This is a genomic window from Gimesia chilikensis, from assembly GCF_007744075.1.
Lineage (GTDB): Bacteria > Planctomycetota > Planctomycetia > Planctomycetales > Planctomycetaceae > Gimesia > Gimesia chilikensis_A.
The window spans coordinates 8,033,229-8,056,471 of sequence record NZ_CP036266.1 but is presented as its reverse complement, the minus strand read 5'-3'; the positions used below and the strand labels follow the sequence as shown (position 1 = coordinate 8,056,471).

18 protein-coding genes, 1 tRNA gene and 1 other RNA gene are annotated in these 23,243 nt (G+C 53.8%); 9 read left to right on the top strand and 11 right to left on the bottom strand.

Annotation, left to right across the window (positions count from 1 at the left end):
* Nucleotides 1–43 precede the first annotated feature (43 nt).
* The gene (locus tag HG66A1_RS30740; protein WP_145193237.1) at nt 44–1,039 is read right to left on the bottom strand and encodes a hypothetical protein; all 996 of its coding nucleotides are present in this window, start codon (nt 1,037–1,039) and stop codon (nt 44–46) included.
* A gap of 636 nt (nt 1,040–1,675) precedes the next feature.
* On the opposite strand from HG66A1_RS30740, the gene HG66A1_RS30735 reads away from it, so the two are divergent.
* Nucleotides 1,676–2,197 carry a type II secretion system protein gene (locus HG66A1_RS30735; protein ID WP_145193235.1) on the top strand — a complete coding sequence of 174 codons (522 nt, stop codon included), beginning with the start codon at nt 1,676–1,678 and terminating at the stop codon, nt 2,195–2,197.
* A 222-nt stretch (nt 2,198–2,419) separates the two neighbouring features.
* Nucleotides 2,420–3,934, top strand: a complete 1,515-nt coding sequence (locus HG66A1_RS30730; protein WP_145193233.1) for a sulfatase-like hydrolase/transferase — start codon at nt 2,420–2,422, stop codon at nt 3,932–3,934.
* Nucleotides 3,935–4,163: 229 nt separating this feature from the next.
* Here the strand turns inward: HG66A1_RS30730 and HG66A1_RS30725 are convergent, their stop codons facing one another.
* A complete protein-coding gene (locus HG66A1_RS30725) occupies nt 4,164–6,644 on the bottom strand; it encodes a DUF1549 and DUF1553 domain-containing protein (protein WP_232106716.1) in 2,481 nt (826 codons plus the stop codon).
* A gap of 540 nt (nt 6,645–7,184) precedes the next feature.
* On the opposite strand from HG66A1_RS30725, the gene HG66A1_RS30720 reads away from it, so the two are divergent.
* From HG66A1_RS30720 to HG66A1_RS30705, 4 genes are all read left to right on the top strand, one after another.
* Nucleotides 7,185–8,531, top strand: coding sequence for a DUF1501 domain-containing protein (locus tag HG66A1_RS30720; RefSeq protein WP_145193229.1), 1,347 nt, complete (start codon nt 7,185–7,187; stop codon nt 8,529–8,531).
* Nucleotides 8,532–8,643: 112 nt separating this feature from the next.
* On the top strand, nt 8,644–10,824 hold the full coding sequence (locus tag HG66A1_RS30715; RefSeq protein WP_145193227.1) for a hypothetical protein: 2,181 nt from the start codon (nt 8,644–8,646) through the stop codon (nt 10,822–10,824).
* A gap of 68 nt (nt 10,825–10,892) precedes the next feature.
* Nucleotides 10,893–12,122, top strand: coding sequence for a DUF1570 domain-containing protein (locus tag HG66A1_RS30710; protein ID WP_145193225.1), 1,230 nt, complete (start codon nt 10,893–10,895; stop codon nt 12,120–12,122).
* A gap of 136 nt (nt 12,123–12,258) precedes the next feature.
* Nucleotides 12,259–13,506 (top strand): AI-2E family transporter, encoded by a 1,248-nt coding sequence (locus HG66A1_RS30705; RefSeq protein ID WP_145193222.1) that lies wholly within the window; start codon nt 12,259–12,261, stop codon nt 13,504–13,506.
* A 47-nt stretch (nt 13,507–13,553) separates the two neighbouring features.
* Here HG66A1_RS30705 and HG66A1_RS30700 read toward each other — a convergent pair whose 3' ends face one another.
* The 3 genes from HG66A1_RS30700 to HG66A1_RS30690 all read right to left on the bottom strand — a co-directional run bounded on the left by HG66A1_RS30700 (nt 13,554) and on the right by HG66A1_RS30690 (nt 16,868).
* The gene (locus HG66A1_RS30700; protein ID WP_232106715.1) at nt 13,554–14,999 is read right to left on the bottom strand and encodes a right-handed parallel beta-helix repeat-containing protein; all 1,446 of its coding nucleotides are present in this window, start codon (nt 14,997–14,999) and stop codon (nt 13,554–13,556) included.
* A 173-nt stretch (nt 15,000–15,172) separates the two neighbouring features.
* Nucleotides 15,173–16,387 carry a ribosome small subunit-dependent GTPase A gene (gene rsgA / locus HG66A1_RS30695; RefSeq protein ID WP_232106714.1) on the bottom strand — a complete coding sequence of 405 codons (1,215 nt, stop codon included), beginning with the start codon at nt 16,385–16,387 and terminating at the stop codon, nt 15,173–15,175.
* On the bottom strand, nt 16,362–16,868 hold the full coding sequence (locus HG66A1_RS30690) for an FHA domain-containing protein (RefSeq protein WP_145193218.1): 507 nt from the start codon (nt 16,866–16,868) through the stop codon (nt 16,362–16,364). Before HG66A1_RS30690 ends, rsgA begins: the two co-directional genes overlap by 26 nt.
* Nucleotides 16,869–17,041: 173 nt before the next feature.
* Between HG66A1_RS30690 and rnpB the strand changes: the two genes are divergently transcribed.
* Nucleotides 17,042–17,417: RNase P RNA component class A (gene rnpB / locus HG66A1_RS30685), an RNA gene on the top strand.
* A 262-nt stretch (nt 17,418–17,679) separates the two neighbouring features.
* A complete protein-coding gene (locus HG66A1_RS30680) occupies nt 17,680–18,129 on the top strand; it encodes a hypothetical protein (RefSeq protein WP_145193217.1) in 450 nt (149 codons plus the stop codon).
* Between the two features lie 184 nt (nt 18,130–18,313).
* On the opposite strand, the gene HG66A1_RS30675 is transcribed toward HG66A1_RS30680, so the two are convergent.
* The 5 genes from HG66A1_RS30675 to HG66A1_RS30655 form a co-directional block, all read right to left on the bottom strand.
* Nucleotides 18,314–19,285, bottom strand: coding sequence for a DUF1559 domain-containing protein (locus HG66A1_RS30675; RefSeq protein WP_145193215.1), 972 nt, complete (start codon nt 19,283–19,285; stop codon nt 18,314–18,316).
* Nucleotides 19,286–19,650: 365 nt separating this feature from the next.
* Nucleotides 19,651–19,735, bottom strand: a tRNA-Leu gene (locus tag HG66A1_RS30670).
* Between the two features lie 185 nt (nt 19,736–19,920).
* Nucleotides 19,921–20,646, bottom strand: coding sequence for a DUF6891 domain-containing protein (locus tag HG66A1_RS30665; RefSeq protein ID WP_145193213.1), 726 nt, complete (start codon nt 20,644–20,646; stop codon nt 19,921–19,923).
* 8 nt (nt 20,647–20,654) lie between these two features.
* Complete coding sequence (locus HG66A1_RS30660) at nt 20,655–21,158, bottom strand: dual specificity protein phosphatase family protein (protein ID WP_145193211.1); 504 nt, start codon at nt 21,156–21,158, stop codon at nt 20,655–20,657.
* Between the two features lie 41 nt (nt 21,159–21,199).
* Nucleotides 21,200–21,460, bottom strand: a complete 261-nt coding sequence (locus tag HG66A1_RS30655) for a hypothetical protein (RefSeq protein ID WP_145193209.1) — start codon at nt 21,458–21,460, stop codon at nt 21,200–21,202.
* A 269-nt stretch (nt 21,461–21,729) separates the two neighbouring features.
* Between HG66A1_RS30655 and HG66A1_RS30650 the strand changes: the two genes are divergently transcribed.
* Nucleotides 21,730–21,978 (top strand): hypothetical protein, encoded by a 249-nt coding sequence (locus HG66A1_RS30650; RefSeq protein ID WP_145193207.1) that lies wholly within the window; start codon nt 21,730–21,732, stop codon nt 21,976–21,978.
* A gap of 199 nt (nt 21,979–22,177) precedes the next feature.
* Here the strand turns inward: HG66A1_RS30650 and HG66A1_RS30645 are convergent, their stop codons facing one another.
* Nucleotides 22,178–23,143 (bottom strand): trypsin-like serine peptidase, encoded by a 966-nt coding sequence (locus HG66A1_RS30645; RefSeq protein ID WP_145193205.1) that lies wholly within the window; start codon nt 23,141–23,143, stop codon nt 22,178–22,180.
* Nucleotides 23,144–23,243 lie beyond the last annotated feature (100 nt).

Genomic DNA, 23,243 nt, shown 5'->3' with positions numbered 1-23,243 from the left:
TTCAGGCCAGCCGGATGTTTTCCGGGTGGCCTGTTTTTTTGAATCAGTCTGTTGAAGGTTTCAGTACGGGATGTCCCAACAGCCCGTAGCGTTTCCCTGTCTGGGAGACGGTCCAGAAAAAGGCTTTGATGGCTCCTTCCCTGACAACGGGAGTGATGTGCCCGCTGTAGACGATGTTGGGCGGTTGTTCTTCGGGGAGCAGGTATCGCTGCTCTTTGTCGAATTCGTGAAAGGGACCTTCCGCGTTAGGGGACGCCAGATGTGCGACTTGCGCTCCTCCCTGGTAGAAGTGTTCGATTACAAACAGGTGGTATTCGCCGTTGAGCAGTGCGGCACCCGTGAGCTCCTGAGCCCGAACCCCTTCCGGCTTAATGGAGATTACGACCGGTTTCGACCAGGAATCTTCCTTGAGTGGATGCGATGACTGCGAGTGGAGGATGTGATATCCCTGCGAACTGGCTGTCCGAAAGTAGAGATGCAGATGATTGTCGGAGGGATCGCTGATCAGGGCGGCGTCGTCATCTTCGCCGGTAAGGTCCGCGATGGGGCGTGTCGTTTTTTGCCAGGGAAGCTGCTCGGGGTCCGGATGCGAGCAGGCCAGGCCGATACTGCGCTCAGTAAAATGACTGGTGCGTCGGGCACTGTAGGGGCAGTAGATGAGTCCATTGTGAAAAGTCGCGGAGGCAGGACTGGCGACGCCAAAGCGATCAAAGCGGCCGGCTTTCGCTCCTTTGGGGATTGCGACGCCGTGGTAAGTCCAGTTCTGAAGGTTCGGACTGGAGAATAAATGAATCTCCGTATTATAGGTATTCGGATGGTGCTGGCTGGTGAGCGGGACGACGTCGGCCAGTAGATAATACTTCTTCTTAGCGGGATGCCAGACGATGGTGTGCTCGCGGAGACTGGCTTCTCCGACTTTCGATTCTTTATCTAATGCGATCTGATAAGTCTGAGAACGATCACAGCAGACCAGAGAGTCTGCTCGGACTGTGGCGTGACAGAGCAGGAACAGGACCAGAAAACTCCATCGACCAGTCATTACAAACCCGCCTTCCGCCTGAAGTAGTTTTGTGAGAGAGGACACTACTTTTTATTTTCTCGCAGCCGAGGAGGGAATTCAAGCTGAGATTGCCCGCCGGGAGGGAAAGGATGTTGTTTAGTAGTATCGTGCTTGCGGTACATCCAGTCAGAGAAACTGAAAAAAGCTCTCGGATGGACCTCTGCTTGCTACGAATCAGATCTGGAAAAATCCTCAAAACCGGCCCGGCTTGCCTGGCAGGACAGCTTTGCTCTGGAACAAGTAGTGGTGAATCATCCACTGATTCTAACGCTTTTTGGCCGATTTCGTGGGAGAACTCTTTTGTAAATCTCTGCAATCGTTGTATTCGATACAGGGAGGCTGGTATACGCAGAGATTCTCCTGAAATAAAATTGACTCCTTTGGGGAACAACATAGATTTTGGTGGCCAGTCAGTCGGCGTCCCTTCTGAACAGGGCCATGTAAGTAAGAATCGGTAATGAAGTTTCACAGTGCTCAGGTGAAACGGAACTGGTTCTGAATGCATCCGGGAATTCATTTGTTTCCTGAGTTAAGCTGGTTACCCGGATACAAATCAATTTGTAACTAACATCAGGCGATGTGACAGGCACATTCGTTTAATCTCGGAGAAGGGCAATGATTAAAACTACACGAAAACAACCAAGACGAGCAGGTTTTACCCTCGTCGAAGTGCTGATTGTGGTCGTGATCCTCGGGATCCTGGCTGCGACAGTGCTGCCACAATTTACTTCATCTAACGATGACGCTCGCGAGTCGGTTCTGGTTCAGGACCTGCAGACTCTGCGAAGTCAGATTCAGTTGTACAAATTCCAGCACGATGGAAAATTCCCGGCGGACAGTTCGACCGATCCGGATGATTTCCGTGATTCGCTGCTGCTGTCCAGCGACAAAGATGGCACCACGGGTGCTGTCGGTACCAAACCACTGGGACCTTACCTCATCGGCAGTCTGCCTCCGAACCCCTTCACCGGTGGTCGGGGTGTGATGATCGTAACCGATGTTGCAGGGACCACTCCTGATGAAACCGCGAAAGACGGTACTGAAACGGTCGGCTGGATCTACAATCCTGCTACCGGTCAGATCAAAGGGAACAACTCTGGTACAGCCGCTAACGGCACCAGCCTGGATGCACTGTAATCCGCCGCTGATTACATCACACGATACATTCTTTAGGCAAGAGTGAACCGAAGATGCCCCTGGTGTGAACCTTCATGCCAGGGGCTCTTTTCGTTGAATGACACGAATGGAGTTGCTTTTCGAATCGGGATGTTTTTAAGTAGTACTGCAGCACATGCCCACGATTTTCCCTGTGCAGTCTCGAATGGGAGACGGCGCATCGATCCGGAAAGGTTACTCCCCATGTCGAACCTGAAGCTCTCGTTCACATTCCTGCTGGCCCTGTCCCTGACTCCTCTACTGCTCTCTGCCCAGGAAGCGCCTTCCTCTGCAGTGCCCGGACGGCCGAATATCATGGTGGTGCTCTGTGATGATCTGGGGTATGGTGACCTGGCCTGTTACGGTCATCCGGTGATTCAAAGTCCCCATCTCGACCGGTTCGCGAGAGAGGGATTGAAGCTGACGAGCTGCTACGCCGCCCATCCCAACTGTTCTCCTTCCCGTACAGGACTGATGACGGGCCGGACCCCGTTTCGCGTGGGCGTGTATAACTGGATTCCCATGTATTCTCCCATGCATGTCCGCAAGCAGGAGATTACCATCGCGACCCTGCTGCGTCAGTCGGGTTATGCCACCTGTCATGTCGGCAAATGGCACTTGAACGGGATGTTCAATCTGGTGGGGCAGCCTCAACCGTCGGATCACGGTTTCGATCACTGGTTCGCGACCCAGAACAACGCCCTGCCCACGCATGAGAATCCGTTTAACTTCGTACGAAACGCGAAGCCCGTCGGGAGACTGGAAGGTTATGCATCACAGCTGGTTGCTGATGAGGCGGAGGACTGGCTGGTCAATCTCAGGGATAAGGCAAAACCGTTCTTCATGTTCGTCTGTTTTCATGAACCGCACGAACCGATTGCGAGTGCAGAACGCTTCCGCAAATTGTATACCGCACCGGAGGGCTCGACACTGCCCGCCCATCACGGGAACGTGACGCAGATGGACGATGCCTTTGGTCGTATCCTGAAAACACTCGATGATCAGAAACTCCGCGAGAACACACTGATCATTTTCACCAGCGACAACGGTCCGGCGATTACCGGGCGTCATCCACATGGATCCGCGGGCCCTTTGCGGGATAAGAAAGGTTATACCTACGAGGGTGGGATTCGTGTGCCGGGGATTATTCAGTGGCCCGGTCATGTGAAAGCAGGAACCACCAGCGATGTGCCGATCTGTGGTGTCGATATCCTGCCAACACTGTGTGAGGTCGCGAAGATCCCCGCTCCCACCGATCGCGTGCTGGACGGCACGAGTATCCTGCCGCTGTTCGAGGGGCAGGCATTGCAGCGGAAGCGTCCTTTGTACTGGCAGTTCAACCGGTCGCGTAACGAACCCAAGGTGGCCATTCGCGATGGTGAATGGAAACTGCTGGCGCGACTCGATGTGCCGACGCCTAAGCCTTCGGGCAGTATCACCGCAGAGGAGATTAAAGATCTGAAGCGGGCACAGCTGACCGGGTTTGAGCTGTATCATATTGCCAGCGATATCGGGGAAACCACAGACCGTTCCGAGAGTGAACGCGAGATCTTCGAAAAGATGAAACGGCAGATGCAGGAGATTTACGCCGAGGTCCAGGCAGAAGCACCGATCTGGCCGGCGTGGGAACGGGTAGGATATGAGGGCAAAATCATCCGGGAGTATTACCAGCAGCAGGCTGAGAAAGAGAAGCAGCAGAAGAAACGGGGACAGAAGTAACTGGCTGGTGAGAGTCTTTCTATTCAAGATGGAACTTGAAATTCGATCGGATGAGAGCGCTTATTTCATGGATGGTCCCGGATGTAATCCGGGATTGCCGCAGGCAACAGGAGGTTGAGGGCTGAGCGTGGTCTGGTGCTGTTTCGGGCCTACCCAGAATGAAAAAACAGCCCGTCTCATGTAATTGAGACGGGCTGTTTTGTTTTGAGTTTAACGCGGTTCACCGGGATCAATGGTTGAACAGGAACTCGCGGCTGTTGCTGATGGCCCAGAGAACGTCCTGGTAGCCTTCCCGTTTGTTGGGGGCGGCTTTGACGATCTGATCGCAGTTGGCCAGTTCCTCTTGAGTCGGGTAACGGCTGAAGGCGACCAGATACATTTCGGTAAAGACATCCTTATCGGGGGCCTTGGCTTTCAACAGCTGCTCAATGCGACCAGACTTCGCGGACAGCTTGGTGTTGATCAACTGACCGTTGGCCACCTGCAGCACCTGGGCCAGGTTGGGCTGGCTGGTGCGTTCGCACTCACAGGTGATGACGCGTTTGGGACGTCCCAGCGTATCCAGGAAGTAAGAGTTATAGTTCGGGTCGGGCAGTTCGATGGCCCGGGTTCCCTGGGGAACACCGCGGAAGCGTTCCTGCGAACCGGTGATGTCATCCAGGGCATCCAGCAGGACTTCGGCTGAGAGCCGCTTAACATTGTAATGTGTGTAGAACCGTGTCTTGGCCACGTTTTCGGGGAGCGGACTTGAAGAGAGCTGGTAAGCGCGGGAATTCATGATGACCCGCATCAGTTCTTTCAGGTCGTAGCCCGAATTGACAAAGTGATCGGCCAGTGCGTTGAGCAGTTCCGGGTTGGAAGCCGGGTTGGTTTCCCGCATGTCGTCGATCGGTTCCACGAAACCGGTTCCCATGTAGTAGGACCAGAAGCGGTTGACGATATTTTTTGAGAACAGGCGGTTTTCCGGGGACGTGATCCAGCTGGCTAGTGGACGACGGAAATCGCGGACCGTTTTGGTATCAATGGGCTCACCCATTAGCGGAGTCGGGTCCATGGTTTTACGGGTCCGCGGATGGCGGATTGAGCCGCTGTTTTTGACTTTGATAATCGTGTCCTGTCCCAGGGCACCAAACTCGACGCTCCCTTTATTGCCGACGCGGGTGAAGAAAGCGGCCAGACTGTAGTAATCTTTCTGACTGTAAACTTCGAAGGGATGGTGGTGACACTTGGCACACTGCAGACGGACTCCCAGGAAGATCTGCGAAGTGGCTTCGGCGAGGTCTTCAGGGTTAGTTGCGATTTTGAAATAGTTGGCCGGACCATTCTGATAGATGGATCCCTGGGCCGTAATGATCTCGTTTACGAATTTGTCGACCGGTTTGTTTTCCCGCAGCGACTGACGGACCCAGTTGGAGAAGGCCCACATGCCGCCATCGCCGATCTTGTTGCGATTGATACGCAGCAGGTCGCCCCATTTCATGCCCCAGTAGGCACTCCAGGCTTCGACGTACACATCCCGTTCGGGATCGCCGGTCAGACCCAGCAGTTCGTCAATCAGATAGCTGCGCTTGTTGGGATCTTTGGATTCCAGGAACGACTTGACTTTTTTGGGGCTGGGGAGAGTTCCGATGGTATCGAGGAAGGCGCGACGAATAAAAACTTCATCCGAACAGAGGGGCGAAGGCTCAAGCCCCAGTTCTTCGTAACGCTGTTTAATCTGTTCGTCGATAAAGTTATTGGGTTTGAATTCAGCCAGGTTGACCTTTTCTTTGTAAGGAGAGATCACGGTCGAAATTTTTGCCTGGCCCATGAAGCGGACCATGACCGCGGTCTGCCCCGGTCCCTGGATTTCAACTTTACCCCGTGGCGTGACGGTGGCGATGTTTTCAATCAGACTGTCGTATTGTGCCAGAGCAGTTACGTCCTGTTTGGAACCGTCACTGTATTCAGCGACGACGCGGAGCTGCTGAATGTCTCCCTGCTTGTAGCGACGGGACATCGGCGTCAGTTCCATGCCGACTACTGTCGGTTCCTTGTCGTCGATTTCAGTGACAGCTTCGGCAATCCACTCTTTCAGAATCCGGTATTCGTAGGAGTCTTTGGAGAAGCGGCGTCCCCCGCCATGGGCCATACCCATCGAGGCTTTTTGCAGAATCAGACTCTGCTCGGGCTGCAAAATCGAGACCCGCCGCTGACGGTCGTCGCGGGCAATTGCGGGGTAGTCCTGTTCCGGAGCATAACCGAAGAGCGATAATTTAAAGCCCCCCTTCCCGAACTGAGACGCATGACAGCCACCCAGGCTGCAGCCCCCCTTGTTGAGGACCGGGACCACATCCTTCACGAAGCTGACGTTCTTGCCGTTCTTACGCGAATTGACGACGACTTCGATGACGCGTTGCTCTTTGCCTTGTGTGACCTGGATCTGACCTTTTCCTGTCTGGAGCGGCCGGACAAGTCCTTCCGCATTCACTTCCAGTACTTCAGGGGTCAGGCTTTTGTAGCTGGCTTCGTGAGTCAGATCGCCGACGATTTTTTTGTCTTCCAGCACCGAGACCTGGATCTGGAAATAATCCAGCAGACCGGAGAGTTCGATCTGTTCCGGGGACACCTGCAGAGCCGTTTCAGCGGCGCGGGATGTATTCAGGGCGCAGATTCCCAACAGAAATGTGGTAACCATGAGCGTGCGGTGAAACATCATTTTATTCTTCACGTGAGTCTTCCAGTTCATCATGAGATCAACTCGCTTTTGCTTGCAGTCATCCATTAGAAAATTGGTCAAACTAACTAACAGGAATCGAAGGCATCAGCAGTCGTCAGTGCGGAGCACAGGCGGGTCTGGCAGGTTGAGTGTGGTGTCAGGTGGGAATATCGTGGCTTAACATAAGAAGCCATTTATACTTAAATATACTAAAAAATAGAGAAATTGCAAAAAAAACCTCTGAATTTTAGTACGATTTCCAAGTTGGCGGGAGCAAGGTGGCGTGACTTAGTGTTCAGTGCGAAACGGGGTAATCCCTGTTGCTTCTTTTATTTTATCGCTATAATTTAAGCCAATCAAGGAGTGAAATTTCGCAAAGGGAATTTCCGACTTATAAAAATCAGACCGCGAAACCGATTTTATATTTGCCTACCTTACATAAACGGTTACAATTATATTAGTTAACTTGCCAAATTGTTAACGCTAACAACCAATTTTCCCTCCTAATCTTATCCCCTGATCTTCAGGGTCCTGCCACAAAAGGAGTTTCTGATGCTGAAGCTTTTCCCCGAGAAGGTTTCTAACTGTGAAACCGGAAGCCGTCGTCAATTTCTGCTGGAAGTTGGTGCGCTGAGTGCTTTTGGTATCTCGCTGGATTCCGTGCTGCGTGGTCAGGCTCATGCTTCCCAGGGTGAGTCTGGTGCACTGGCAGATCCTTCGAACGACACTAACTGTATTCTGATCTGGACGCGTGGCGGTACCAGTCACCACGATACGTTCGATCCCAAACCAAACGCCTCGGCCGACGTGCGTGGCGATTTTTCTGCCATCAGCACCGCACTGCCCGGCATTCAATTCACTGAGAAAGTGCCTCTGTTCGCGAAGCATGCGAAAGAGTTTTCGATCATGCGGAACCTGAACCCACAGAACGGGGCACACTCAACCGCTGATGCCTTCATGCTGTCAGGGCATAAGTTCAACCCTTCCGTGACCTATCCCTGCTACGGGGCGGTCATTGCGAAAACCAAGGGTTTCAAAACCAACATTCCGCCACATATTCAGCTGGGTAACAACGTCGACCGGCGTTTCAACGGCGGCCTGGGTGGCTACCTGGGGATTCAGTACAACCCGTTTGAAATCCCCGGCGATCCCAACGCGAAGAACTTCACCGTGCGGGATATTTCTCCTCCCTCCGGGATCTCCATTGATCGGATGAAGCGTCGTCAGCAGGCTCTGTCTGCCATCGACACGCTGCAGCGTCAGGCAGATCAGAACCAGAATACATTTGAAGCTTCTGATGCTCACTATCAGAATGCTTTCAGTATGATCACCTCGGCTGATACGCAGGAAGCGTTTGACCTCAGCCAGGAATCGGACAAAACCCGCGACGAGTATGGGCGTCACAACCTGGGACAGAGCTGTCTGCTGGCCCGTCGCCTGATCGAAGCCGGTTCCCGTTTTGTAACCGTCAGCAGCGGTGGCTGGGACACGCACACCAACAACTTCAAAGGTCTGGAACGGCTGCTGCCCCCCTTCGACCAGGGCGTCACCTCACTGGTGCTCGACCTGAAACAGCGGGGCATGCTGGATAACACACTGGTTGTCTGGCTGACTGACTTCGGTCGGACCCCGGTGATTAACTCCGCCGCCGGTCGTGACCACTGGTCAACGGCTTCAACCATGATGATGATCGGTGCCGGCACTCCCGCCGGTCAGGTGGTTGGTGCCACCGACGACACCGGTTCGCGTCCGGTCGGAAACGAATATTATCCGGCAGACGTTGCCGCGACCATTTACTCAAAACTGGGTGTGAAACTCGATCATTACTTTGTCTCTCCCGAGGATGGGCGTCCGCTGATTGTCTGCGAAGGACAACCCATTCCGGAACTGATGGGGTAAGCTCGGGTACTCCTTCCTCACAGATTGAACAGAGATCGCCCCTGTGGATATCGAGTCCAAAGGGGCATCCCTGTTTTCAGGCTCTCCATTGCGTTTATTCAGGATCAAGGTCATGCGCTGTTTCGTTTTTTCTTTAATGACTTTCAGTCTGTTCGTCTCTGCCCTGCCCCGGTTGCAGGCCGCTGATGCAAAGAAAGACGCTCCCTCCAAAATCGGTTTCCGTCAGCTGGTCGCATTCAAACCAGCCGCGGTTCAGCAGGGAGATAAACGAAAGATTCAGCTCCATTCCAGCTACACCCTGGATAATACGCACTCGGTCTTTTTCGATAAACCCGGCATCAAGATGATCTTTGCCGAGCCTAAACCGAAGGATGCGCCACGCCGTGGCCGGGGGTCGGTAGGAACGCCTTTCGCATTTGACGTTGAGGTTCCCCAGGATCAGCCCGCACGGGTTTACGAGTGCCGCGTCGCCACCGATCAGGCGGTCTCCAGCGTGACGCATCTGCTGGTCACTCCCTTCCCGGTCATCGAAGAAGAGGAAAAGAAAGACAATAATTCCTTCGACACGGCTCAGGAAGTAACAGTCCCCTCGACGGTCTGTGGCCTCGTGGAAAAGTCGGAAGATCTGGACTGCTACAAGTTCAAAGGGAAAAAAGGCCAGGAGATCACCATCCAGGTCTATGCCCAGCGGGTCACTGAAGCGATTCACACGATGCAGACCTCGAACGTTTACCTGATGGACTCAATCCTGACCCTGTATGGACCGCAGAAACAGATCGTCGCGCAAAACGACAACTATTACAAATCCGACTCACTGATCACTTACAAGCTGCCCGCGGATGGCGAGTACGTGTTTGAGATTCGCGATGCCCGCTATGTGGGTACTCCCAAATATGCTTACTGCATTGAAGTCAGTGACACGCCGTTCGTGAACTTCACTTACCCGCTGGCTGTGCAGAAAGGGAAAACGGAAGACGTCGAGTTGCACGGCTTTGCCCTCAAGGGAAATACGAAAGCGTCCTTCACCGGTGCTGACGCACAAGAAACCGGATGGGCGCAACGGACTTTTACCACCCCTGCCGGGAAAACGAATGCTGTCTGGACCCTGGTCAGCGAGAACCCGCAGGTAGCTGCTCCCAATACCAATACCTCTCTGGAGACCGCATTCCCGCTGACTCTGCCGATGGGCGTCAGCGGCCTGTTAACCGAAGAGGGACAGACGCACTTTTATTCTTTTAAAGCGAAGAAGGGGCAGTACTACACCTTCGATCTGATGGCCAATCGGATTGACCTGCCTTTGGACTGCGTGATGGAAGTGGTCGACAATAAATCGAAGCCACAGCGGATCTACGTCAACGGAGGCGCGAATTCTGAAGCCGACGACGGCCTCTCGACGAAAGACGCCAATTTCTACTTCCAGGCACCTGCGGACGGTGAGTACTACGTGACCGTTCGCGACCTGCACGACCGGGGTGGCGAACGGTTTGCCTATCACCTCTCGGCGGAACTGAGTGGCCCCGAATTTGAAGTGCATGGCGAATATTATTATGCCCAGATCGCACCCGGGACCAACATGATGTGGTTTGCCCGCGTGAAACGGCTGAATGGTTTTGACGGACCGATTGAGATGAATATCGAAGGTCTGCCGGAAGGGGTGACTTTCGAACCAGTCACCCTGCCCTCGGGGGTAAATGACTGCGGTCTGATTCTCAAGGCATCCAAAGATGCACCGATCAACGCCGCGCTGGTGAAGATCTCCGGTAAAGCCAAAGTGCCCGGACCGGATGGTAAAGAAATCGAAATCGTCCGCGAAGGCCGTATCACCGCGGAAATTCAGTCACGTGGTGGCGGACAGGCCCGCTGGCCGATCAACACCTCAATCGTGGGTGTGACCAAGCCTCTCGACCTGCTGGAGGTCACCGCGACCCCGAATGAAATCACACTCAAGCCGGGTGAATCAGCCGAGATCAAAGTCAAAATCAAACGCAGTGATGCGTATAAAGATCCCGTGACGCTGGCGACCGCCTTCGAGTATTTCAATTCCAAGTTTGGTCTGCAACTGCCGCCCGGAGTGAGCCTCTCCAAGAAGAGCAAGACCCGTCTGGCAGGGAAGACGCTGGAAGGAACGCTGATTATTGAAGCGTCCGACAAAGCAAAGCCGATCAAACGCTTTCCGTTTGCAGCGATGGCCCGCGTGGGGATTACCTTCTCCATCACGACCAACTATGCATCCAACGTGATTTATCTGACGATCACGGATCCGGAAGGAAAAGACAAGCTGGCCAAGAAATAGGGATCGACTTCGGCACCTCTCCCCTCTATTCTGGAAGTAACGTTCACTTCTGCGTAGAAAGTTTATGCATGATCTGGAGAGATTACCGTTCCGATGCCCTCATCCGACAGGCTGCAACCACTGTGTGTACTCTGCTCGTGGTGCTCTGCAACTGTCTGGCGTTGCCCGAGACTCTCTCCGCGCAGACCAGTGTGCGTCCCTCATCCTCAGAGGAGACTGCACCACCGCTGTATGAGTTTACTTTTCTGGATGAGCAGAAACAGGAACAGACACTGAAAGGGGCGCTGATTGTCGAGGCGCGCGATGGTGGTGTGGTGATGCAGACCCGCGACGGTCGGCTGCTGACTGCGACTCCCGAGCAGTTGAAAGCGAAACGCCGCCTGGAGGAACCGTTCACGCCCCTGGGGAAAGCAGAGCTCACAGAGCAACTGACGCGCGAATTTGGGCCGGGCTTTGAAGTCACCCAGACGAAACATTTCACAATCTGCAGTCAGGCGGGGAAGCGGTATTCCCAGTGGTGTGGCTACCTGTTTGAGCGGCTTTATAAAGTGCTGCACAATTACTGGGACAGCAAGGAGCTTCCACTGCATGAACCGGAAGTTCCCCTGATCGCGGTGATCTTCAAAGACCGCGCGGCCTTTGAAGCGTATGCGAGTCAGATTCTGGGCGAAGGGGCCGCCGGGACACACGGCTTTTATTCGATCCAGTCAAACCGGATGGTGCTCTACGATCTGACCGCGGCACCCGGAGAGCGGCCCGCTTTTACCGATGCTGACATTATCCGAAAACTGCGCAAGTCGCCGTTCAACATTGCGACCGTGATCCACGAGTGCACGCATCAGATCGCCTTTAATGTCGGGTTGCACACGCGGTTCGCTGATAATCCGCTCTGGTTGACCGAGGGGATGGCCACTTACTTTGAAACTCCCGATCTGGGAAACAAGACCGGCTGGCGGACAGTGGGACGACCGAACCCCTGGCGGATCAGGCAGTTTGTCGATTATGCCCGCTCGCGGCGTAAAGCCGATTCGCTGCAGACACTGATCGCCTCAGATCAGCGATTTCAGGATGCGGAAACGGTATTGGATACGTATGCGGAAGCCTGGGCGTTTTCCTACTTCCTGATCAAAACGCATCGGAAACAGTACGAAGAATACCTGCGTCTGATCGCTGCGCGGAAACCGTTGATCTGGGCGACACCCGAGGAACGCCTGCAGGTATTCCAGTCCGTGTTCGGCGATGATCTGGATCGACTCAATCAGGAATTCCTGAATTACATGCGACAAATCAGTCGCTGATACCGCTTTTTCTCTTTGCAACGTCATGGTTTATGAGTATGGTGCGCATACCATCGGGGAAACTGCGTACGGCCTCAGTACGTTGTTTCCCGGAGCTACAGGAACTCAATGCACCACTCCGTAAAGGGCTTCCGCCATGTCGTCGAATTCTCTGCAACCTTCGGATGAGCAGGCCAAAGTGATCACGGGCTGTCTGATGTTGCTGTCAGTCATTGCCCTGGCTTTTGTGTTTTATATTACCAAGGCCGTGTTGATCCCGTTTGTGATTGCCATTTTCATCGTGACGATTGTGACGCCGATCGTCGACCTGCTGGTTCTGAGATGGAAAATGCCACATATTGTCGCGATCTCCGCCACGCTGTTGCTGGTACTGTCGGTTGGTTTTCTGCTGATTATAGTACTGATCTACTCGACGCAGCAGGTGATTGCGAAAGCGGAGACGCAGTACAGCGAGAAGCTGGGGATCTTTATCAATTCCACATTCGATACGGCGAAGGAACTCGGTGAGCCCAAGCCGGAAGAGGCTGAGGAGTCCAGCGAGGATTCGGCAGCTGAAGCGGAACCGGCTGTTGCAGAACGTCCGACTACTGCCGAAGCGCCGACAGCTCCTGTGACACCCACGGTTCCTGACGGACCTGAGATCAGCGCAGCACCGGTCGAAGCTCAGAAGCCTCCTGCCGGCTGGTTTGAGAATATGGGAGTGGACCTGAATAAGTTACAGAAAATGACCACTGACTACATGACACAGTTCCTGAAGGAGGTTGCCTTCAGTACAATGCAGACTGCGCTCAGTTTTACGACGACCTCTTTCTTTGTGGCGATCTTTGTGATCTTCCTGCTGGCGGGTCGTGATCCACAGGCTGTCGTCAAGAATAAGCTCTATTTCGAGATCGAACAGAAAATCCGCAGCTATATTACAACCAAGCTGATCATCTCGCTGGTGACGGGGATCCTGGTGGGAGTGACGCTCTCGCTGTTCGGACTGGAACTGGCGCTGGTGTTCGCGATTCTGACCTTCCTGCTGAACTTCATTCCTTCGGTGGGATCGCTGATCGCGACTTTACTGCCGATTCCCGTGGCGGTGGCGCAATTCTCCGATAGTCCCTGGACGATTGCCGGTGTGATTCTGATACCCGGCGGGATTCAGATGGCAATTGGCAACGGCATTGAACCCAAGATCATGGGCGAAGGCCTGCAACTGCATCCCGTGACCGTCCTGCTGGCCTTGTCCTTCTGGACGCTGCTCTGGGGACCCATCGGAGCGATTCTGGCCGTGCCGATCACTGCCGGGATTCGCATCGTGCTGATGCGGTTCGAATCGGGGCAGACCGCAGGGAACCTGCTCGCCGGAATCTTGCCCGGCGAGTCGACGACGGTCGCGTGATCGATTGGTTCCCGGTGGAAGTCAGATCGTATCCATTAATGCCGTGCTTAATAGACGGTCATGGTGTTGGAGACTTCCGTGCCCGGTCCGACGTCGATGTCGCCGGAGACGAGGTTATCGGTGATCTGAATTTCCTGGCCGCCTGAAACGCGGATCGCGAAGTTCTTTTCGCCTTCGGTAATCAGGCAGTCGGAGACGCGGGACTGTTTCACGTTCTGCAGCAGGATGCCGCCGTTCTGGCAGCGACGGATGGTGCAGTTGGTGATATTCATTCGCGCGCAGTTTTCGAGGATCAGTCCAGCGGGGACGTCGCGGGTTGCCAGGATATTCAGGGCGTTGAGTGTGCAGTCGGTGCAGTCTTTGAAGACGTTTGCATCTTTCGTCTTGGCACGGTAATCGGGGTTGCGGTCCATGAGATTGGAACCGAGGACAATGTGGGCACAGTCTTCGACCAGCAGGTTATGTTCGTAGGCCTGCCAGAGTGTGTTGCCGGTGATGGTGATGCCCCGGGCATGCTGCAGATGAATGTTGGTGGCGACATCGCTCATGGAGTTGTCCGCGATCGCGAAGTTACCGACCTTGCGGGGGTCTTCAGGGCCGTTGCCGATGAAACGAACGTTCGCGGAGTTGGGGGCGTTGTTCGTGTGCTGAATGGTGCAGCCGAAGATCGCGCCTTCCCGCAGTGATCCCTGCGAAATGTCGAACAGGATGTTGGCGGTGGGCGGTGTCTTTTCGCCCATGTTGCCTTCAATGTCGCAGTTGCCGATCTGGATGTTACGAATTTCACTTTCGCGAACGACGATCCCGCCCTGCTTATTGTAGCTGATGTGTGAATCGGAAATGTTGACCTGATGCAGGTTCAGCTTTTCGAGGTAGATCCCGACCCCTTCGTTTTCGTAGAGGTGGCAGTCGTCGATGGCGACGTTCCGGTTGCGTTCGGTCAGGTGAATGCCGTGCAGTGCTTTGCGGACGACCAGCCGGGTGATCGTGATCTGCATGGTTTTGATCGCCTGAATGCCGATCGCTTCAGGATGTTTGCCGACGATCTCGATGCCGTCCACCATGGGGCTGCGTTCCTTTTCCCAGACGACGGGCTGGAATGTTTTAGGACTCGCGGTGCCGTTGTGGGTGCCGATGAACTTGAATGCGGGCCCGGCGCCTTCCATCAGGATCGTGGCGGTGCCATCACCCGAAATGGAGGTTGGACCGACTTTGGTCAGATCGATCACGATGGGTTTTGTCAGCCGATACTGTCCGCGGGGAAAGCGGAGTGAACCGACCGAAGCGTCGACCATCTGCTGGATGGCGGCGGTATCGTCGGTCTGACCGTCTCCTTTCGCACCGTAGTCCAGGACGGTTTTCATACCGGTTGCGGGAGCTTTGGCCGCCGGTTCCTGGCTCAACAGCTGGCTGGAATCGGTGGCAGGTAACAGGCAGAGTCCCGAGAGGACGAACAGGGCCAGGCAGATGGTAACGCAGGTTCTGAGTTTCATGGTGACGGCTTTCAATGCGGGATCGATACAGGCAGGAGGTCGAGATCGCGCGGACGCGAATAGATCGTTAATGACCCTAATAAAGGCCCCATTGAGTCTAAGCGACTCGTGGGAGAGGATCAACTGCGGGGCTTAAGAAAATGTGCCCTGGCCCGTTGAGGAGAGGTCAAGTACTACTGGTGGTAGACGGGCCGAGGGTCGTCCCCGGCGATGATTTTCAGATAGCTCTGATAGCGTTGGCGGGAGATGAAGTCGTTGTGGACCGCGCGTTTGATGCCGCAGTTGTCTTCGTGGGTGTGCGAGCAGTCGGGAAAGCGGCACTGGGGCACGAACGCGTGGAATTCGCGAAAGAAGCCTTCGACTTCTTCGGGGCTCACATCCCAGAGCTGGAGCTGACGAATGCCGGGTGTGTCGACGACCCAGCCTCCGGTGGCGATTTCCAGGAGGACTGCAGAGCGCGTTGTGTGTTTTCCTTTGCGGTTTTCCTGGCTGATCTCGGCGGTCTCCAGTGAGAGGCGGTTGTCGATCTGATTGAGCAGCGAAGACTTGCCGACCCCACTCTGCCCGGAGAAGACGGATTGTTTCCCTCTCAGCAGGGAACGGAGTCGCGGAATGCCGGTGCCTGTGACCACACTGGTTAAGACGATGTCATAACCCAGCTGCGCGTAGACGCCGATCAGGGGCTGCAGTTCAATGGGATCGACCAGGTCGATTTTATTGATGCAGATGATGGAGTGGATGTTGCCTTTTTCCGAGCTGATCAGAAAGCGGTCGATGAGTGAGGGCTTGAGTGGGGGATCATCGGCGGAGACGACGATCACTGCCTGGTCGATGTTGCTGACCAGGATGTGTTCACGACGTTTACTGCCCCGCGAGAGGTAAGAGCGACGGGGCTCGACCCGTTCGATGACCGCCTGGTACTCATCCCCTTCGGGACGAATCAAAACATGGTCACCTGCGACAACGGCATTGCGGTCATCGCGGGACATGGTTCGCACCAGACGTCGCACGGTGCATTCATAACGGTTGCCGTCTGCGGTCTGGACGACGGAGTTGAGACCCTGGGCGCGAATTACTCGTCCGGGCAGGCAGTTGGACTCATCGATGTCGATGACGATCTCGGTGCCGTCCTCGGTCTCCTGTTCGACTCCCATTACGGTGCGGTGGCGGGTTAAATCCCCTTTGCCGGTGAGACGCTCGCTGGCATCCATGTACTGCGAGTCGACGTGTTCATCCACCTGGTGGCTGGAGAGTTTGTTTTTCCGGACCTTCTTCTGACGATTCTTTTTGAAAGCGACCCGGATCTTTTTGCCTTTTTTCTTCGCCACTACGTTTTCGGCCCCCGCGCCGTCTGAAATACGTTCATGATGCGTCTTCCTGATCGTCATCCGGGTCTGTCAGGAATTTGAGTCCCAGTTCATCGTCGGTCATTTTAGACTCGTCATCTGGAAGTTCGATCTTTTTGGGTGCCCGGGCCGGCGGGGCCATGGGTCGTTCCGGACGGCGCTCCGGTTTGACCAGCCCTGCTTTTTCCATCAGGCTCATTTCGAACGGATTCTCTTCTTCCGGCGGCGGTTCATCGGACTGCGGGGTGTAGTTGATTTCGTATTCATGCTTGGCGATCGCGACTTTGTCGCCGGGCAGGAGCCACTTCATGTCGCAGCGCTGGCCGTTGACTTTGATGCCGTTACGGCTGTTCATATCGCGGATACGCCAGTAGCCGTTAATGAATTCGAGCTGGCAATGATGCGAAGAGACATTGGGGAACTGCAGCGTGATGTCGCATTTACTGCGGCGGCCCACGAGCAGAACTTCAGAAAGCAACGGGATGGGATCGCCCCCTCCACAGGGGTTGAGTTCACCTAACATAACGTATACCTGGTACCTCTATTAGCTGTTAATTACCAGAATTTCATGTATTGCCCGCTCGATATTAATCTATACCGCTGGCCACACATTATAAAGTCAATCTCTTTAGAAAAGTCAGAAATTGGGGATAGTTCAAGGGTTCCACTTACTTTATACTGGTCGGTTTGATAGCGGGAGCCGGCCAGGTGGTCGCTGCGAATCTTCGGATTCGGGGAGGAAAGTCCGGGCTCCACAGGGCACGGTGGTGGGTAACTCCCACCGTCCGCGAGGGCAGGGAAAGTGCAACAGAAAGCAAACCGCCGGTCCGGTTCGCCGGTCCGGTAAGGGTGAAACGGTGCGGTAAGAGCGCACCAGCAGGCCGGGTGACCGGTCTGGCTAGGTAAACCCCACCGGGTGCAAGACCAAGCAGAGAGCAGTCCCGGTTCGCCGGGACCTGGATCGGCCCGATCCGGTACGACTCTCGGGTAGGTCGCGTGAGGCAGCAGGCAACTGCTGTCCCAGATAAATGGCCACTCACGACATAACCCGGCTTACAGGCCGACTCCCGCTATCTTTCTCTCTCCGGGCCAGCGCCATCAATATTACAAGCATTACAGATTAACGTGTTGTCAAAAAGATTGTAATATGTTCCCAGATATTGCAAATATGACACACCTGGGTGTTGTTGAAATGATGTGCCTAAAAAATATAAGTCTATATGAATAAATGACATAAGGATAATCGTGGAATGTTTGGCACGGCGAGTGCATTAGTATTCTTTCATCAACAAAAAGTTAGCCACTTTTAAAACAACCCAACATTAAAGGAGATAATGATGAAAAAATTCGCAATCGCATTTGCTGCACTGGCCGCTTTGACTTTCGTAAGTAATGTCACTTTTGCTGCAGAACCTTTCTGTGGTACCAGCAGCTATTACAACTCGAAGTACAACAACAATACTCGCTACGATTACACTGCCAGCCGGTATGACGACTGGAAGTACAACAGTTCGAATTACAATAACAACAGCCGCGACTACCTGAATCGTTACCGGACAACTGCTCCGTACTATTCATCGCTGACTGACCGGCTCAACAGCCTCTACAGCAATCCTTGGTCGAACAAGCCGTTGTTCACGGATTACACTTCTTACCGGAACCGTACGAACTACAACACTTACCCGTACAATTCAAACCGGTACGACCGTGATCGCTACGACAACAGCCACGATCATTCCGATCACCATCGGCAGAGCAATCGTGACTGGCGTAACTACCGCTAAGTCGGAGTGACGGTACGAAAAGGTAAACCAAACCAGCACGCCCCTGATCGGGATCTTCCCGGTCAGGGGTTTTTCTGTTGATAGATGACACTATGAAAAAAACGACTGCAGTCGGAACAGTAATATTCCACTGCAGTCGTTCGAGTTTCAGAGATTCAACTATCAGACGGAGATCCGTGCGGGATTAAAATTCTCCCAGAACCTGACCATCTGACATGTAAGCCAGACGCTGACGTGTGGTGGCATCCAGGTTTTCGCTGATGAACCGTACGGCACCATCGGCCATGAGGATATGCATCCCGCCTACGTGAGTACTACCGGGCGAACCCCATTCGCCCAGGCGTCCAAAGATGGGAGTGCGGGCATAAGGAGTACTGTCCCAGCCACAACATTTCCAGTAGTTGATGTAGAGGTTGGGCGGTGTGGCGAAATCGATCCCCAGGCCCACGTGTTGTGCGGTGGCCCAGGAGTTGGTTACGCCGTCAACCACTTCCAGTGTCGTTTCCACGACGGCTGCGGTGTTACTGGTGCCGTCTTTGACATCGCGAATCCGGCAGGCCGAGTTCGTACCGAACATGGTACGGGTGGTTTTCGAAATGCTGACCCAGGTCGGGCAGGAGTTTGCTTCGTTCACAACGAAGTCATAGCTGGTCCGTGCAGTATTTGCGACACCGGAGCCATAAGTCGTATCTGCAGCACCATAGAAACGCTGGCCGTCGTCGGACGGGCAGAGCAGCGGTTGCAGGATGGTGGTAGTGAGAGCCGCGTTCCCGCTGGCGATGGCGCCGCCACCTGCCAGGGTACCGCTGCCGGTGTTTCTTTGGCCGGTGGCTGCACTGAAGTTGAACTGGTTATACAGGGGAGCCTGTTCGAGGTAAGGCAGCAGGTAGAGCCAGCCTTTGTGGTTGGTCACATTGCTGAAGCCACACTGACCCGGGTTGGAGGTTGCGTAGGGAAATACCGAGAATGTTTCATTGTAGTTGTGCAGTGCCAGGCCAATCTGTTTCAGATTGTTTTTGCAGGAACTGCGGCGGGCTGCTTCGCGAGCCTGTTGTACAGCAGGCAGCAGCAGGGCAATCAGAATGGCGATGATGGCAATCACCACCAGTAGTTCAATCAGGGTGAACCCTTTACGTCGAAAGGTCGGGTTGGGCACAGCGATCTCCTCAAAACAGGGATGAGCAAAAAACGAAATTAAAAGAATGCTTCATATATGAAGCAATCGGTGTGCCAGAGTCAGAAGCCAGATCTGTCAGTTAAGTAGACAGGTGGCTCTATAATCAATGCCAAAATCAGCTTAGGTATTTTTCGTTCGGGGCGGGTCGAAACGACACTGGTCAGTGCACGCTCTAAAAACAGGATGTCTTTCTCGGGAATGCCGTTTTTTGAGGCAGAGACAGAGAGCTCCCGGGTTGGTGATGACTGTATGTCAGCAGGGGTGAAGTGCTGTTGTGGCTGATTGGGGTGGCGGGAAATGAAAAAAGGACTCACGACAAAGTCGTAAGTCCTTTTAAATTAAGGTGCCCAAGAGAGGATTCGAACCTCCACGTCCTTTACGGACACTAGAACCTGAATCTAGCGCGTCTGCCAGTTCCGCCACTTGGGCCTGTGGTGTATCCCTTGTGATTGTATCGACTTATGTCGAAGGAATCTCAAGGAAAATGGGGCTGAAAATCTCAGCCTCACAGGGAAGCAGGTATGTTATAGAGTTTCGGCTGCTTTTTCCAGTCAACGGGACGCGAAAAATACGATAAGAGGGCGTGGAAAATATCAGAATCTGACAAAATTGATTCAGATGTCAAAATCAATGGGTTTGCAAGCAGGGTTGCGTTTCTGCCATGCCATATCAGTGACGCGGATGCGTTCGTTGAAAGTTCCGTCCCATTTGACCTTCAGACCAGCCTGCTCCAGTTCCTGCTGGATGATTTTTCCGATTTCCGGTCCTCTGGACTTTTCGTCCTCGGGGTTAACAGGACCGAAAGAAAGGATGAGGTCTTTGCCGTCCATTACCCGTTCCAGATCCTGTTTGTGAAAGAAACAGTACCCGATGACAGAAGCGGGGTGATCGTGTATGTGGAGGGTGTCTTCAAAAATTTCGTAACCGTCTGACTGTGTATTCCCGGCGAACTGGATCGAAATGATCCCTTGCTCTTCCAGCTTTTCAAATGCCTTGTCGAGACGGTCGCAGTCGGTCACTGCGGGCCAGTTTTTCTGTTCTCTCTGCCAGGATTGGATGCGTTGATCGCAAGCCTGCTTTACCAGCTTGATATCCATCTCTTCATCTGGGAAGACTTCGAGACAGAGGGTTCGAAACAGATCGGAATAGTCATAAAAGCCGGAACGGACCATCCAGTCAATTTGATTCTGTGCTTCCTGGCTGAGTGGTGATGCGACCTGCTTTTCTGGCTGAGCCTGCTCTACTGTCGCTTGCGGTGGGACTTTGGTATTGGTGTTCTCACCACAACCGACGGACAGGCAGGTGAGTAGAAGCAGTGTTTTCCAATTGTGGTTCATCATTGGTGACTCTATTCTCTGATCTGTGTCTGCAACTGGCAGATCCAGTTAAATTGTTCTGGAGTATCGGGAACGGGGACGCGCCGTTGTTGGGAGACGAATTCGAACGCCTGTTCTGCGGAGAGACCATGTTGAATCAGAATGCCGGCAGCCAGCATGCCTGCGCGACCAATGCCTGCTCGACAATGCACGACGGTCTGGCTGCCTGAGTGAATACCTGCGTAAAGTGATTTTGTCAGCCGGACGAAATCAGCGCTGTCTGCAGGCAAGCAGCGGTCGGGGATCGGAAACGAGGTGAACTGCATCCCGTTTTTTCCGGCCAGTTCGCGTTCCTGTGCAAGGCCGACGTCCGCGGCTTCTGCCTCTTCCAGCAGGGAGACGATATGCGTAATTCCCCAGCGGGCGATGCTGGCGAATTCGTCTTCAATCCATTCGCCACTCGCAGGCTTGGGCATGACGGCCAGCAGGCCGGTGCCGATGTGCTGGATGGGGTAGATGCTGGGTTGGATTCCCATATCTATTGATTATCCTCAAAGCTTGATGCCCAAACGGATCTTTACGATTTGTTATTACGAGAAAACAGGTACTGCAGGAAGGAGCCGATGCCGGCGAACTTATATTCGGGATCGACGTATTTTTCGATGACGTAGAACATGAAGTAATACAGGCGGGCGGAAGACCAGACGACAAGCAGGAGCAGTATCGCGATCTGCCAGGAACGGGTTTCAAAGAGAATCAGTCCCCCGGCGATGAGCAGGATCATCAGGAACAGGAATCCCTTGAGGTAGATCAGTTGTCGGCTTTTGAGGTCGGCCATGGACAATGAAAGCTAGAACAAATCCGCTATGAATGGCATAGAAAGACGGATCGCACTCAATGAAACTGAATCACATAAGACGGAATAGAAAACAGCGTGACGTATTTTCATAGATCCACTAGACTTAATTCAAGTGCATTATTTTCTGGTTGTTTTTGGGGAGCAGCATGCGATTCTTGATGTGGTTGTTGACAGGATGCCTGTTTGTGGAGTAGTTCCTTGCAATTCTGTTCGTAACAAATGCTTCAGCGGGCTGTTATAATCTGACCATGATCAAACCACAGCTTACCGACGCACAACGACAGGCACTCGAGCAGCACCATGGAATGCTGCAGATCGACGAAGATGGAAGAAAGTATATTCTGATGTCGATGGAAGTTCATCGGGAACTGATGGGAGTGGGGACTGATGCAGAACTCCAATCTTCTTTAAAGGCCTTAGAGACAGGCCTGGCTGATATTGAAGCTGGCCGTACCCGTCCTTTCCGTGATGTCCTGGCTGTACTTGACAGCGTATGAGTTACCGGGTTGAGATTTCTCGTCAGGCCGAAATGGACATCAGGACGATCTATGCTTATATCCGAGAGCACGGACCCGCTAACCCGAGTGCTCGCTGCGCTCGGCCCGAATTGCATTCGGGCTTACCCGCTGAGGATCGTTTGAGAATCGTTCTTACTTCAAAATGACGCTGTGCTCGTTTTCTGCCAGCGGGAACCTTTCAAAGCAGTTGATCCAACCGGTCTGCGATGAGAGTGGAGGGGACGGCGTAGTTGGCGACCGAAAAGGTTCCGGTAAAATGAATGCCGACGACTTCCCCGGTCGATAAATTGACGACGGGCGATCCGGAGCTGCCTTCGAGTGTGGAACAGTCGTGTGTGAGCTGTGACTCTTCCACCGTTTTTATTTTGCCCGGAGAGATGCGTTTGACGCCAAAGATACCCTGGAACAACTCTGTTATCGCCGGCCAGTTCTGCTCGCCACTGGTTCCCCGCGGGTAGCCGATGGCGGCGACATCCGTACCTGGAGCGACGGCAGCCGCCAGCCGGAGTGGCGTGGCGGGGTTGTGTGCTCCCATGGTGTTGATCTGTTGTACCTGGAAAAATGCCAGGTCTGGGTCATCTCCCGGTTCGATATAGAGTACGTCGACGAGTTCGAATTCTTCCTCAAGCGGCGAATGGTGTTCTTCGCGAAAGTCCACGTGTGCGCTCATCGGCTTTAACTGTCGGTTCTTGCGAAAGCGAAAGCCTGTGTTTGACTTCCGGGCGAATTCGATTGCGACGTGTCTGTTCGTGACCATGATCTCCGGTGCGACCAGCCAGCCGGTTCCGACCCAGGCGAGACTGTCGTGATTTTTGACTTCAATTCTACCGGTAGAGGCAATCGCCCGTTCGAGGTTCTCTTTCGCCTGGCTCAACTTCTGCTTCCAGATTTCAGAGAGAGGAACCTGATAGCTCCCATTCTGCACAAACAACGCGGGGCGAATGAATTCCTGCAGAGCCGTTACACCCTCGATGACACCCAGGTCGACGACTTGCCTGTCTGTGATCACGGCGCTGATTTTGTCAAAGGTTAAAACCTGCGAGAACCGTAAGTCGGGCCTGACAGGCAGGCTTCCCGTACGGAGTTTGCCCAGTGTTTCCCGGGCGAGTGCTTCATCGTTGCGAAGAACGTCGAGGTAAGGCATGTGCGTATTCCCTCAGGTAGTACTAATTACCTCAGCTGGTGAGCAGATGACAGCCGATTCAGGGATGAATCGACAGGTAAACATGGTCCGGATGCTGAGA